At 73.9% G+C, this 12866-nt stretch carries 10 protein-coding genes; 3 read left to right on the top strand and 7 right to left on the bottom strand.

The features are described 5' to 3' along the window. Nucleotides 1–73 precede the first annotated feature (73 nt). Nucleotides 74–1699, bottom strand: coding sequence for a phospholipase D-like domain-containing protein (locus AC068A_RS09520; RefSeq protein ID WP_478583056.1), 1626 nt, complete (start codon nt 1697–1699; stop codon nt 74–76). 327 nt (nt 1700–2026) lie between these two features. Between AC068A_RS09520 and AC068A_RS09515 the strand changes: the two genes are divergently transcribed. Next, on the top strand, nt 2027–2674 hold the full coding sequence (locus tag AC068A_RS09515) for an RDD family protein (RefSeq protein ID WP_478583054.1): 648 nt from the start codon (nt 2027–2029) through the stop codon (nt 2672–2674). Between the two features lie 108 nt (nt 2675–2782). Here the strand turns inward: AC068A_RS09515 and AC068A_RS09510 are convergent, their stop codons facing one another. From AC068A_RS09510 to AC068A_RS09495, 4 genes are all read right to left on the bottom strand, one after another. Next, nucleotides 2783–5479, bottom strand: a complete 2697-nt coding sequence (locus AC068A_RS09510) for a DUF7824 domain-containing protein (RefSeq protein ID WP_478583052.1) — start codon at nt 5477–5479, stop codon at nt 2783–2785. Beyond that, nucleotides 5476–6903: an SWIM zinc finger family protein gene (locus tag AC068A_RS09505; RefSeq protein WP_478583050.1), complete on the bottom strand. Its 1428-nt coding sequence runs from the start codon at nt 6901–6903 to the stop codon at nt 5476–5478. The genes AC068A_RS09510 and AC068A_RS09505 overlap by 4 nt, the downstream gene beginning before the upstream one ends. 72 nt (nt 6904–6975) lie before the next feature. Next, the gene (locus tag AC068A_RS09500) at nt 6976–7926 is read right to left on the bottom strand and encodes an MASE1 domain-containing protein (RefSeq protein ID WP_478583048.1); all 951 of its coding nucleotides are present in this window, start codon (nt 7924–7926) and stop codon (nt 6976–6978) included. A 48-nt stretch (nt 7927–7974) separates the two neighbouring features. After that, a complete protein-coding gene (locus AC068A_RS09495; protein ID WP_478583045.1) occupies nt 7975–8820 on the bottom strand; it encodes a PP2C family protein-serine/threonine phosphatase in 846 nt (281 codons plus the stop codon). 220 nt (nt 8821–9040) lie between these two features. On the opposite strand from AC068A_RS09495, the gene AC068A_RS09490 reads away from it, so the two are divergent. Then, nucleotides 9041–9958, top strand: coding sequence for a MurR/RpiR family transcriptional regulator (locus AC068A_RS09490; RefSeq protein WP_478583042.1), 918 nt, complete (start codon nt 9041–9043; stop codon nt 9956–9958). Between the two features lie 313 nt (nt 9959–10271). Beyond that, nucleotides 10272–10643, top strand: coding sequence for a hypothetical protein (locus AC068A_RS09485; protein ID WP_478583039.1), 372 nt, complete (start codon nt 10272–10274; stop codon nt 10641–10643). Here the strand turns inward: AC068A_RS09485 and AC068A_RS09480 are convergent. After that, nucleotides 10630–11706, bottom strand: a complete 1077-nt coding sequence (locus AC068A_RS09480) for a trypsin-like serine peptidase (RefSeq protein WP_478583037.1) — start codon at nt 11704–11706, stop codon at nt 10630–10632. The two genes, AC068A_RS09485 and AC068A_RS09480, sit on opposite strands and share 14 nt — an antisense overlap. Nucleotide 11707: 1 nt before the next feature. Continuing rightward, a complete protein-coding gene (locus tag AC068A_RS09475; RefSeq protein WP_478583034.1) occupies nt 11708–12862 on the bottom strand; it encodes a trypsin-like peptidase domain-containing protein in 1155 nt (384 codons plus the stop codon). Nucleotides 12863–12866: the final 4 nt, after the last annotated feature.

Genomic DNA, 12866 nt, shown 5'->3' with positions numbered 1-12866 from the left:
GCCCCCGCCCCCCCCCCCCCCCCCCCCCCCCCCCACCCCCCCCCCCCCCCCCCCGGGCCCGTTCAGGCGCGGATCAGGCCGGGCAGATACCGCGCTCGTGGTCGACCGTGGCGGTCGCGCGGGAGTACTGCCACTGCGGGGCCAGCAGCTGCTCGTTCAGCTGCCCGGCCGCGGCCGGGCTCTCCACGATGTAGCCGAAGTCCTGGAGCCACGCCGGGTAGAGGTTCTTCGAGCCGATGTAGAAGGCCGAGCCGTCCACCGAGACCAGCTTGTGGTGCTGCGCGTACGGGCGGCCGTCCGCCCACTTCGGGCTCTGCGCGCTGCGGAACGTGGCCAGCTGGAGGTTCGAGCACATCGCGGCGCGGGCCGTGCCCCGGTCGCCGGTCAGCAGGGCGAGGCGGTCGCGCAGGGTGTCGCTGATCTCCGACAGCGACTTGATCTGCGAGTAGCCGCCACTGCCCACGGCGCCCCGGTTCTCGGGGTCGCTGACGACGATGCGGACCTTCACGCCGGCGGCCATCTTCGCGGCGAGGGCGTCGTAGAGCCGGATGTCGTAGCGGGGCAGCGGCGGGCAGGTCGCGTTCATGTCCTGCTGGGAAATCTCGATGTGCCGGCCGGCGCTGGAGATCAGCGTCCGCAGTGCGCTCTCCTCCGGGTTGACGGTGTCGTAGTCGCGGTCGGCGTTGGTGTTGTCGTGCAGGCCGACGACGCACTTGGTGTCGGGGGCGCTGGGCAGGGTGGGCCGGAACGCGGACGCCGGGTCGTTGCGCTTGATGCCGACGCCGAGGCCGCCGACGGCGATGGCCGGCACACCGCCGCCCCGGCCCTGCGCGGGCGCGGGCGCCGGCGCCGGGTTGTCCTTGGCCAGCGCGGGCATGCAGGCGGCGCCGTTGGAGGAGGCGAACCAGACGCTGGCGATGTTGCTCTTGTTCTGGCAGGTCCAGGACCACAGTTCGTCCAGGTAGCGGCCGGCCGAGGCGGCCGCCGGCCCGCGCAGCGCGAGGTCGACGTCGGCGACCGGGTGGGTGGTCTCCGTGTAGTCGTCCTTCCAGTTGTTGATGCCGCCGGTGATGACGGACTGGCCGTCCACCACGAGGATCTTGGAGTGGTTCCAGGAGAACGCCGTCTTCGACGTGGTCATCGAGGCGACGTTGAGGTCCACGCGGGCGGCGTCCGGGCCGAGCTTGGCGACCAGTTCGTCCCGGTACTTCGACGGCACGACGTTCAGGTGGTAGACGGGGGCGGCGCCGACGAGGATGCGCACCTTGAGCTTGCTCCCGCGCCCGGCCGAGGACTTCAGGCCCGCGACGATGGCGTCCTGGAACGCGCCGTTGGGGAAGGGGGCGAGGGTCGATATGTCGACGGTCTGCGTCGCCTGGGAGATGTTCTCCGTCATCTTCGCCAGCAGGCGCTGCGTTCCGGGGCGCGTCGCGCACGTGTTGTCACCCCAGCAGCCGGGGGTCTGGAGCAGCCAGTCGGCGCCGCCGGCCGAGGAGGCGTCCAGGGTGTTGCCGCCCGTCCGCTCCCACACCGACCCCTCGAGGCCGGGGGACACCTGGCGGAGCATCTGCTCGACGGCGTCGAGGTGGGGCGCCGGGGTGCCGTCGGCCGCGGGCGCGGCCGCCGCGGGCACCGCGGGGAACAGGGCCAGGGCCACCGCCGAGACGGCTGCGCCGGCGGCGAGGGCGGAGGAACGCAAAAGGGAATGGCGGTGCAATGTGACTTCCTTGAAGGAGGGATCGCCGTCGCCGCAGACCGGGCCACCGGCAAGATCAACTCGCGGAAGTTACCACCGAGTCGGAAATCCCGGGAATCGCACACAACGGATTCGGCCACCCGCTTTGCCCACCTGCTCACCCGCCGGGGGAAATTGGCCGAGAGTCGCCGATTGGACAACCGGTCGATTAAACGACAACGATGTTGGACGCAACATCGCGGCTGCTCACGGGGGGCGAACCGGTCAAATGGCACCGTTCCTCGACTCGGCCCGCATCGTCCCCATTTCCGACACCGGAGAGATTTCGCCATGAGCTTCGGCGACCCGAACAACCCGTACGGCCAGCAGCCCCCGCAGGGTCAGCCCGGTTACCCGCAGCAGGCTCCCCAGGGTGTGCCCCCGCAGTACGGATACCCGCAGCAGCCCGCGCAGGGCGTCCCGCCGCAGTACGGCTACCCGCAGCAGCCGGCCGCGCCGTACGGCCACCCCGCCCCGGGCATGCCCGGCATGCCGGGGATGCCGGGCGCCGGAATGCCGCAACTCGCCCACTGGGGCCTGCGGGTCGGCGCGTACCTGCTCGACGTGCTGATCATCGTCGGCCCGATGTACGCCCTGGGCTTCATCGACCTCGCCACCGCCTCGGACCCGGCGACCGCCGATCCGGGCATCTTCTTCGCGATCGGCGTGCTGTACGCGATCGGCATGGGCTTCTTCCAGCTGCACCGGGAAGGCTCCACCGGCCAGACCATCGGCAAGAAGACCGTCGGCATCAGCCTCCGCCGCGAGTCCGACGGCAGCACCCTCGGTTTCGGCATGGCGTTCGTCCGCAAGCTGGCCCACTTCCTCGACGGCCTGCCCTGCTACATCGGCTGGCTGTGGCCGCTGTGGGACGACAAGAAGCAGACCTTCGCCGACAAGGTGTGCAGCACCGTCGTCATCCGCGTCCCCAAGGGCTGAGGCCGCTCCCTCCGCCCTTCCGCCCGGCAGCGATCCTTCGCTGCCGGGCGGACGCCTTTCCGGGGCCGCCCGCCGAGACCTCAGGCGGGCGTACCGTCCGGCGGGGCGTCAGACACCCTGCGCGGCAGTGCCCGCCGCCGCGAGCGCCGTCCACAGCCGCCGGGCCTGCGCGACCAGTTGGGACGAGCCGCCCCGCCCGGCAACCCGGGCCAGTCCCGCGGGCTCCGGACCCGCGGCGCCACAGGCCTCCACGCACTCCGCCGCCGCGGCCAGCACCTCCCCCGCCCCGCGCACGCCGCCGTCCGCCAGCAGGGCCGGCAGCGCCCCGGCGAGCACCGCCCAGGTGGTCGCGTACGCGCCGGTACCGGCGGCCGTGCGCATCGCGTCGGCCAGCCGGTTGGGCTTGACCGTGCCCAGGGCGAGCAGTTCGGCGAGGTCCTGCCCGAGCATCTCAGTGTCGAGCTCGCCCCGCCCGGCAAGTACCAGCAGTGCGTCCACGGCCGCCAGCCGGTCCTCGGCGTGCCGGGCACCGAGGCCGGTGGCCACCGCCAGGTGCAGCACCGGGCCCGCGGGTCCCCCCATCTCGGCCAGCCGGGACAGCCGCCGGCCCGCACCGCGCTCCTCGACGGCGGCGCACCCGGTCAGCTCGGGCAGCAGCAGGACCGCCTGCGTTTCGCGGTCCTCGGGCAGGACCGCGAGCTGCGCGAGCTCCCACCCCTCCCAGTGGTAGCAGCGGTCGGGGCTGCCGCCGAACGCCCGGCCCAGCCGGTGGAAGGGGGCGGGGAACTCCTGGCTCAGCAGCGGCCGTTCCCCGGCGTCGACGACGATCCGCCGCACCGAGTCCCGCGTCTGGCCGCCCCACCAGCCGGGCCTTCGCGGCGCCGGCTCCTCGACGCGCCGGACCGTGCGCGGCGGCGCGCCGGCTCCGGTCAGCCAGGCCGCGAGGCGTGCGCCCTCGGGCGTGCCGAGCGCGGCGGCCGCCGGGGCGGCCTCCGCGTCGCGCCGTACGCGCAGCAGCGCCTGGCCGAAGTCGGCGGGTTCGGGTTCGACGCCCAGGCTCCCGTAGGCGGCGAGGCGTTCGACGAGGTCCGCCGGTTCCAGGGAGCCCGTGTCCCAGGTCGGTGTGGCGAGCAGGAACGGCAGCGGGTCCGTCAGGATCCGGGCGGCCGCCTCGTACAGCCGGGCGCCGGTCACCCCGGCCAGGGCGGTGTGGGCGCAGTCCTGTCCCGACCGGTCGTCCCGCAGGCCGCGGCCCGCGCGCAGGTCGTACGCGCGGACGTGCCCCATGACCGTCGCGGCGACCAGCTCCAGGCCCAGGAGCCATTCGGGGTCCGCATGGTATCCGCCGTCGCCGATCCACGGCCGGTCGGCCAGCGCCGGGCGCAGGGCCGCGCCGAGTTCGGCCCGGTCGCGGTGGGCGTGGCGGACGAGGGCGTCGAAGGCCGTCTCGAACTCCTCCGTGGTCGGCTGCCGGGACTTGACCAGGGCCGCGACGAGTTCGACGGTCTCGGCGACGGACAGCTGCGCGGCGGAGTCCAGGCGGCGGCGCACCGGCGCCGGGGGCAGCGTCTCCGTGTACGGCGTCGCGCTGTCGGCGGCGTCGGCGACGGCGCCGAGCAGCTCGGCGGCCGTGCGCCGGTGGGCGGGGCTGAGCAGTTCGGCCTGGAAGGCGAGTTCGGTGCGCAGGTCCTCGTCCTCCGGCCGCAGATGGGCGGCGACGAGCTTCAGGGCGCGCTCCTGGAGCGCGGTGTCGGCGTGGCCGAAGGCGGCGGCGACGGCGGGCAGCAGGACGAAGCGGTCGTCCTGCTGACGGCGCAGCGCCTTGCCGAGGAGCACCAGCTGGGCGCGGACGAGCTTCTTCTCGGGGCGGAAGAGGACGGCGGCCGACATCTCGGCGAGCCGCCCGGCGGGCAGCCGGCTGGCTTCGAACAGGCCGGTGAGGACCTGCTGCGCGTGGCCGGCCAGCGGGGAGTGCGCGTCGGCGGCCAGGGCGATCCAGTCCGCGGTCCGCTGCTCCTGCTCGTCCCCGGTGGGTTCGAGGACGCCCAGGAGGTCGATGAAGAACGTGAGCCCGGCGGGGCGGCCGCCGCGCAGCAGGCGGGCGAGGCAGCCGTCGAGCAGCATCCGCCGCTCCACGGTCCCCTCGGCGGCGAGTGCGGCGAGCTCCGCGGGCCAGGGGCCGGGGACCCCGGGGGTGCTGAACCAGCCGAGGGCGTCGGGGGTCTCGGCCGTCTCGAACAGCCGGGGCACCAGCTCGCGTACGTACGGCTCCTCGCGCAGCGCGAGGCTCAGCGTGCGGGTGGCCCCCCGGAGGCCGCCGAAGGACATGTGCCGGGCCCAGGCCTGCACGAACGCGTCACCGGTCGGGACCGGGCAGCCGTCCGGCGCCCGCAGCAGCAGCTCCCGAATCAGGTGGTAGTCGTCCGATGCGGTGGCGGTACGGGCGGCGAGGCGGTGGGCGAGGTCCCCGAGCCAGGCCGGATCGCGGTCGGCGAGGACGCGGAGCAGCAGGCCGGGGCCGGAGCCGCTCGTGTCGCGCAGGTCGCGGGCGGCGATCCAGGAGGCCGCGGCCGCGGCGCCGGTGTGGCAGCCGGCGCCGGCGACGAGCAGGCCGGGGCGTATCCGCTCGCTTTCGACCCGGCGGGTCCAGTCCCAGCCGCGGATCTCGCGGCGCAGGGCGGTGAGTTCGGGGAGCAGGGCGCGGCGTTCGGCGGCCGGCAGGTGCTTGATCAGGCCGGGAAGCCGGTCGGGGCGGCCCGCGCGGACGGCGTCGAGGACGGCGCTGCGGATGGTGTCGGTGTTCATCGGGTTTCTCCGGCCGGAACGGCGGTGGTGGTGGCAGGGGGGAGGGTCGCGGCTGCCGGTTCGGCGCGCCGGGCCATGCGGACGGCGAGCGCGTGCTTGCACGGGCCGCGGCGGCCGCGGTAGTCCGCCCACCACTGGCAGGTGCAGCTCAACACCCCGGTGGCGGCCTCGCGGACCTGGTAGCGGCGCTCCCCGGAGAGGACGGTGGCGGTGGAGTCGGCGTGCAGGAGGACCGAGCCCTCGGCGAGCAGGGCGCGGGCGGCGACCAGCCGGGGGTTGTGGCGCTCGGCGCGGCGGGCGTCGTACGGCAGCTCCCGGTGGAAGTAGGCGGCTTCGGCGGCGTCGTACCCGACCCGGCCGGCGGTGCCGAGGCGGGCGAGGGCCGCGCGGACGCGCTCCGTGCTCAGTCCGCACTGTTCGGCGAGGTCGGCGGTGTCGATGCGCGGTTCCCAGGCGAGCAGGACGGAGACGAGCTCGGCGTCGGCGGCCGCGTCGTCGGTGGCGAGCGCCTCGAGGACGCCGCCCTCGCCGGAGAACCCGCGGGCGGGCTCCGGGGAGAGGGTGAGGGTGAGGCGCATGCCGGGCAGGGTGACCTCCCACGCGCTGGCGGATGCCGCGCCGCCGTGGGCCGCGGGCCCGTACACGCGCAGCCCGGTCGCGTACCGCAGGACCCGCTGGAGGGCGGCGAGCCGCTCGGGGCCGGGCAGGCACACGGCGCCGGGGACCGGCCTGGTGGTGGGGCGCAGCGCGGCGCCGGCGGGGACGACCCACAGGGGTCCGCGGGCGGCGCCGCCGGCGGCCGAGCTGCGCGGGAGGCTGCGCAGGAACCGTACGGCCTCGGCGGCGGTCAGCTCGGCGCGCAGGTCGAACCCGGCGGATATCACCTGGGATTCGGCGAACCCGCGCAGCCAGCGGTCGGGCAGCGGCACCTTCTTCTCGACGACCGGCCCGTCCAGGGTGGTGACGGCCAGCTCGTCGGGACCGACGCGCAGGTGCAGGGGCTCGTCGCCGGTCAGCCGCGAGAGGGCGTCGCGCAGCGGGTTGTTGACGTCGACGTTGGTGGTTCCGTGGCCGGTGTCCGCGCCGTCGAGGCCCTCGGGGAGCACGTCGAGCCGGGCGTACACGCCGCAGCAGCCGGAGAACGATTCGAACCGCAGCCGGTCGCCGCTCGCGGTGACGACCGGGTCCAGCGAGGCCCGCAGGGTGCGCTGGTGGTAGCGGGCGGCGGCGACGTCGGCCACGGCCAGCAGCCCGCGCGCGGCGGCCTGAGGGGAGCTCAGGAACCCGGCGAAGAACCGCGGATGGGCTTCGGGGCCGACCGGGGTCAGCCCTCCGGAGGTCTCCAGTCCGAGGAGCCGCCCGCCCCGGTCGGAGGTGAGGGCGGACGGGCGTGCGTAGGCGAGTGCCTGGGTGGATCGGCTCATGGGCACAACGCTAGATCCCGGCACTGACAGCGCGGACGGACCGTCACACCGGGGGCCGCGCCCCCGCCCTGCTCACTCCTCGGGCCGGCGGGGTGCGAGTTGTTCGACCACCTCTGCGAGTTCCTCGCAGACCTGCTCGATCTTCAGGCGGATGTTGTTCTGCTCGGTGACCAGCGCGGACAGCAGGAGCATGGTCAGGGCCGCGGATCCGTTGAGGCCCTGGAGGTTGACCATGACCTCGAAGAGGGTGTGGTCGGCGAAGGGTCCGCTCTGGTCGGTCGCCGCGTGGATGGCGATGACGGACGCCAGCAGGGCGCAGGGCGCTCCCCCGGCGTGCTGGAAGCGTACGGACGCCCAGATCAGCACGGGGAAGACGAGGAAGAGCAGGGAGAGGTCGCTGTAGACGGCGAAGACGGTGGCCGCTGCGCAGGCGGCCAGCATCAGTACGGCCTCGAGCGCCCGGTAGGGGTCCTTGGGCATCGCGAGCCGCGGCAGGACCAGCAGCAGCGGGGTCACGAGGAGGACGCCCATCGCGTCGCCGACCCACCAGGCCGACCACACGGACCAGAATTCGCCGGCGGGCAGGTCGCCGGTTGCGACGACCGTCGACGTGCCGATGGTCGCGCTGATCAGCATGGGCAGCAGGCCGCCGAGGAAGACCAGGGTCAGCCCGTCCCGCAGCCGGTCCATCTCCGGGCGGAATCCGGCCGCGCGGAGCATCAGGTACGCGCAGACCGGCGCGAGGGTGTTGCCCACGAGGATGGCGGTGTCGACGGGGTCGAAGCCGCTGAGGTGCTCGATGGTCAGATACGCGCCGAGCATGATCCCCGGCACTGCCCGCAGTCCCATCCAGAGCAGCGCGGCGACGGCGATGCCGGTGGGCGGCCACAGGGGGGTGACCGTCGCGCCCTCGACGCTCACGCTGAGCAGGAGGCCGATCCGCCCGGTGGCCCAGTAGGCGACCGCGACGGCGAGGATCCGGAGAATATCGGCGAGCAGACGTCGCCGTTCCACGGTGGGCATCACAGCATCACACAACAGGCGCCGCCGCCGTGCGGGGCGTGACACGCCCTAGCGGGGTGCGGGTCCGCCCGCGCTGTGGCTGATGACGAGGACCGCTGCGTCGTCCGCGTGCCCGGTGGAGTCGGCCACCTTCATCACCTCGGCGGCGAGTTCGCCGGGGTCCGCGCCCGCGCCCTCCCGGACGACCCGCAGCACGCGTTCGAGGCCCTCGTCGATGGAGAAGGAGGGCCCCTCGACGACCCCGTCGGTGACCAGGACGATGGATCCCGCCCGGTCCAGCTTGCGGCGGGTCACGGCGTATCCGGCGCCGGGCAGCATGCCCAGCGGCAGGCCGCCCTCGTCCTCGGCCATCCCGTACCGGCCGTCGACGGTGGCCCACAGGGCGGGTACGTGCCCGGCCCGGGCGCTGTGCAGCTCCCACGTCTCGGGGTCGAAGCGGAGCAGGGTGCAGGTGGCGAACAGCTCGCGCCCCATGGACAGCAGCACGTCGTTGGTCCGGGCGAGCACCTCGCCCGGGTCGTCGACGACGGCGGCGACCGCCCGCAGGCCGATGCGCACCTGCCCCATGAAGGCGGCCGCCTCCACGTCGTGGCCCTGGACGTCGCCGATGGAGAAGGCGAGGGCGCCCTCGGGGAGCCCGAACCCGTCGTACCAGTCGCCGCCGATGTCCAGGCCGTGGCGGGCGGGCGAGTAGCGGGCGGCGGTGCGCAGTCCGGGCAGGGCGGGCAGGGCGCCGGGCAGCATCTCGCGCTGGAGCGCCTCGGCGAGCTCCACGCGGGGCTGCTGGTGCTCGGCGCCGGCGCGTGCCCGTGCGGTGAGCCGGCCGAGGGTGCTCAGCAGGTCGTCGGCGCTCTGTGCCCGCGGGGTGCGGCGCGGCGCACGGCGCGGGTTCATGGCCTGCTCCCGGGTGCATCCATACGTCGCTCGTCCCCGCTCTCGGCTCTCGCGGCGTGCTGCGCCGAAGCCCCGTGCCGCGTTCATCATATTTCCAGAGGTCGGCGGGCCGCGACAGGGCCGCGTCCCACCGGCCGGACCGGGTTGTCCGCGGCCGGTCGGCCGACCACAGGGCGTGAGCTATGTTGGAGAAAGAGTGACATGAGAGGGAGGCCCACCGGTGTCATCGGGGCAGCAGGCACGCGCACAGGCAGCTGCGATCACGCCGAGCGGGCAGGCGCCCGGCCAGGAACGGGCTCCGGGCGACCGGGTCCGCGCGCTGTTCGACGGCCACCGCCTCTCGCCGGGCCAGCGGCGCATCGCGCAGTACCTCATCGACCACCTCACCGAGGCCGCGTTCCTGTCGATCACCGAGCTGGCGGAACGGGTGGGGGTCAGCCAGCCGTCGGTGACGCGCTTCGCCACCGCCCTCGGGTTCAGCGGCTACCCGGCGCTGCGGGACGTCCTCCAGCCGATGGCGCTGAGCGCGGTCGCGGGCTCGCCGGAGAGCCGTGAGCAGTACCGCCGCAACGAGCTCCAGGCGGCCGTGGACGCCGAGATCGAGAACCTGGAGAACGTGCGGCGGCTGCTCGCCGACACCAACCAGGTGCTGGACATCGGCCGCGAGCTGGCGCGCTCGGTGCCGCTGACGGTGCTGGGCCTCAGGATCTCGGTGTCGCTGGCGGAGTACTTCGCATACGCGGCGCGCCGTATCCACCCCGACGTCCGGCTGGTCACGCGGGGCGGCAGCGTGGCGTACGACGCCCTGCTCCAGTCCCGGGAGGCCGGCGGGACCTGGGCGCTGGCCTTCGCCATGCCGCGGCACGCGAAGGAGACCCTGTCGGCGCTGCGGGCGGCCCGGACGGCCGGGCTGAAGATCGCGCTGATCACGGACACCACGCTGGGGCCGCTGGTCGACGAGGCGGACGTGGCGCTGACCGCCGGCACCGGGGCGCGGCTGGTGTTCGACTCGTACGCGGCGCCGGGCGTGCTGTCCGCGGCGCTGCTCCAGGCGATGGCGGACGCGGATCCGGAGCGGACGCAGGCGCGGCTCGAGGGGTACGAGCAGGTCGCCGAACAGCACGGCTTCTTCCTTTAGCAGGGTTTCGTCCGTTTCATCCGTTCATTTTCATGCCGTGGAGAGGTATGTAATTTTTCATTCTCTTGTTTACTCGACGGTATATATGTTTACTGAGCAGCGCGCCGGATCCGTCAGACGCGCCAAGGAGAGCGACCCCTACGCTCTCCCGGAACGGATACCCGGGCGGGACGACTCCTCCTCACGCCCCGCCCGGGTGCCGGTCCCGGCAGCGGATCCACCAGAGCGCTTGTGGCGGCCCCCGGTCAACCCCTGGGCCGGGGCCGCCGCCCACCTACGTCTCGATCAGTTCGACACCCTTCGGAAGCGACGTATGCGCCAGACGCTCTCCCCCGCTCTCAGCCCGGACTGGCCCTGCCAGGTCAAGGCTCCCGGGACGCACGACTGGGAACGCACGGCCATGCGCTGGCTGCGGGACCTGCTCCCCGCCCGTTACGGGGCCTACTCTCCGCTGACCCGCAGCCCCGTCCTGCTGTCCCGGCACGCGCAGCTCCAGATCCAGCACGAGATGCGCGCCGTCCGCGTCGCACTGGAGACCAGCCGGGCCGAACTGCCCTCGATGGGCGTGCCCGAGGTCGCCATCGAGAGCTCCATCCGCATGTACGCCGTCGAACTCCAGCAGCTGGGGCGGCTGTCCCGGGCCGTCCGCCTGGTCGGCGACGCCCTGCGCGTCACACCCAGTTGACCTGCGCGCGGGTCAGCAGCGGGTCGTCCACCATCTCCCACAAGGGGACCGCCCAGTTGCCGAAGCCGTAGCGGCCGCCGTAATGCAGGCCCAGGACGCGGTGGTCGGCCAGGTCGAAGACCGGGGAGCCGCTGTTCCCGCCCAGAGTGGAGCAGTCGTGGTTCACGGTGAGCCGCTCACGGGCCAGTTTGGTCGTGGTGCCGGGCTGGAGCCGCTTGACGTTGTAGACGTCCATGAAGATCCGGCGCATGGCCTCCGGTTCGTTGCGCCGGCTGTCCTCCGCCGGGTAGCCGACCACGTACACCGGCCGGCCGGGGATGTCGCCGGGCGGATCGGCCGCCACGGCCAGCGGGGTGGCGGGGGCCCGGTCGTCCTTGTCGGTGTCCACGCGCAGCAGGGCCAGGTCGACGTCCGGGTGGATGCCGATGACCTCGGTGACCTCGAACTCCAGCGAGCTGTCCCCGGGTACGGCGGACAGCTCCTCGGCCAGGTCCAGGCGGGCGGTCATCCCCGGGCGGAAGGCCCACGCGGCACCTTCCTCGCGGGCGAACTCGTCGGCCACGTGGCGGTTGGTCATCACCACGTCGGGACCGACGAGGAAGGCGGTGCCCACCCACTCCAGGCGCGGATGCCCGGCGACGTCCACCCGGCCCACCCGGGCGATCGAGTTGCGGATGCCGTCCCGGTGGCCGTCGAGCACCGCCCAGTCGCCGGGCTGCGACGGGAAGTCCTGCCCCTGGACGAGGATGGCGGGCCGGCCTTCGAGGAGGACGATCGCCTCCAGGCCGAAGTACTCGGCCTCGTCCACCTCGTCGGCCCGTCCGGCGGCGAGCTTCTCCAGCCCCCTGGCACCGGCCTCCAGCACCCTTGCCCGCTCCCGCAGGGCGAAGCCGCCGATCTCGGCGGCCGGCGCCCGCTCCGCGGGAACGTCCGCGGCGGACTCCCGGATCTCCGCCTCCGCCTCCCGCTCGGCCGCCAGGCCCTGGCGGATCCGCTCGGCCACCGCACGCAGGTCGCTGAAGAGCTCCTCGGGCCGGGTCGCCACCGGTGACCGTCCGTTCATCTCACACCTCCGGCCCGCTCTGCCCGCCGAGCGCCGCCTGCGCCGCCGCGATCTTGGCGTGAACCGCCGGGCTGTGTTCCGCCAAATGGCGCATGACGCTGCTCATCTGGGTTCCGACGTTGACGAACGCCGTGTTCTTGCCCTGGTAGACGACGTCCTCGACGCGCCGGGCCCCGCGGTGCAGCGCGACGACCCTCCAGTCGTCCGTGAGGACCGGGGAGCCGGAGGAGCCGCCGCGGGTGTCGGTGAAGTAGCGCACGTCCTTGTCGTTCGTCTCGAAGACCAGGTTGTTGCGCAGGGCGATCCGCTTGGGCTGGCCTCCGGGGTGCTGGATGATGTTGACCGCGACGGGCTCCCCCGGTACGACCTTCAGCGGCTCGGTGGCCACCCGCAGGACGGGCCGCTCCGTCTGGCCGGCGAGCCGCAGGACCGCGTAGTCCAGGTCCGCGTCCGCGGCGAGCAGGCCTTCCGCGGCCGCCTCCTCGGTCTCCGTCCCGTCGGCGCCGTAGTCGAAGCGGGAGCGGGAGTTCCTGGCCTGGAGCTCCAGGTCCGCCGGGTCCACGACGGCCGGGCCGGCGGCCGTGCGGGTCCGGGCGGTCACCACGTGGTGGTTGGTGATCAGCAGGCCCGGGGCGATCAGCCAGCCCGTCCCCGAGTGCGGGTAGCCGTTCGGCTGGAGCGGGGCGCCGCCCTGGAACGGGGGCACCTTGATCCGGGCCACCGAGGCGCCCGCGAGGACACCGCCCGGCAGGAACTCGAAGGGCACGGTGTCGTCGAGGAAGACGACCTCCTCCTTGGTCTCCCCGGCAGGCCCGGGCGCCGGCACGTCGGGCTCGCCCGCCGAGTCGCGCACCACCACGTCCAGGGCGCGCTGGAACACGGCCCGGGGGGCCGCCTGGGTGCTCTGGGCGACCGCGCTGCGGAGCCATGCCTCCAGCGGAACCGAGCCGTCGACCAGCCGCTCCACCTGGTTCATCTCGTTCAGGTCCGACTGCACCTGCAGACCGGGGGCGGCCAGGATCGGCAGCACCGCCCTGTAGCGGGGCAGGATGCCGCTGAGGAGCAGGGGCCGGACCCCGGGCTCGGTCAGGCCCGCGTCCAGGGCGGCCTCGTACAGCTTGAAGACCTCGTCCGAGGGGAGGTAGGCGTCGCTCATGCCG

The sequence above is a fragment of the Streptomyces sp. NPDC043854 genome, assembly GCF_056436005.1.
The sequence above is the reverse complement of the archived record's forward strand: the minus strand, read 5'-3'. Positions and strand labels throughout refer to the sequence as shown.

Excerpts from the sequence above, each read along its gene's own strand:
- AC068A_RS09515 (WP_478583054.1), top strand. The coding sequence starts at position 2,027 with ATGAGCTTCGGCGACCCGAACAACCCGTACGGCCAGCAGCCCCCGCAG.
- AC068A_RS09510 (WP_478583052.1), bottom strand. The coding sequence starts at position 5,479 with ATGAACACCGACACCATCCGCAGCGCCGTCCTCGACGCCGTCCGCGCG.
- AC068A_RS09505 (WP_478583050.1), bottom strand. The coding sequence starts at position 6,903 with ATGAGCCGATCCACCCAGGCACTCGCCTACGCACGCCCGTCCGCCCTC.
- AC068A_RS09500 (WP_478583048.1), bottom strand. The coding sequence starts at position 7,926 with ATGCCCACCGTGGAACGGCGACGTCTGCTCGCCGATATTCTCCGGATC.
- AC068A_RS09495 (WP_478583045.1), bottom strand. The coding sequence starts at position 8,820 with ATGAACCCGCGCCGTGCGCCGCGCCGCACCCCGCGGGCACAGAGCGCC.
- AC068A_RS09485 (WP_478583039.1), top strand. The coding sequence starts at position 10,272 with ATGCGCCAGACGCTCTCCCCCGCTCTCAGCCCGGACTGGCCCTGCCAG.
- AC068A_RS09480 (WP_478583037.1), bottom strand. The coding sequence starts at position 11,706 with ATGAACGGACGGTCACCGGTGGCGACCCGGCCCGAGGAGCTCTTCAGC.
- AC068A_RS09475 (WP_478583034.1), bottom strand. The coding sequence starts at position 12,862 with ATGAGCGACGCCTACCTCCCCTCGGACGAGGTCTTCAAGCTGTACGAG.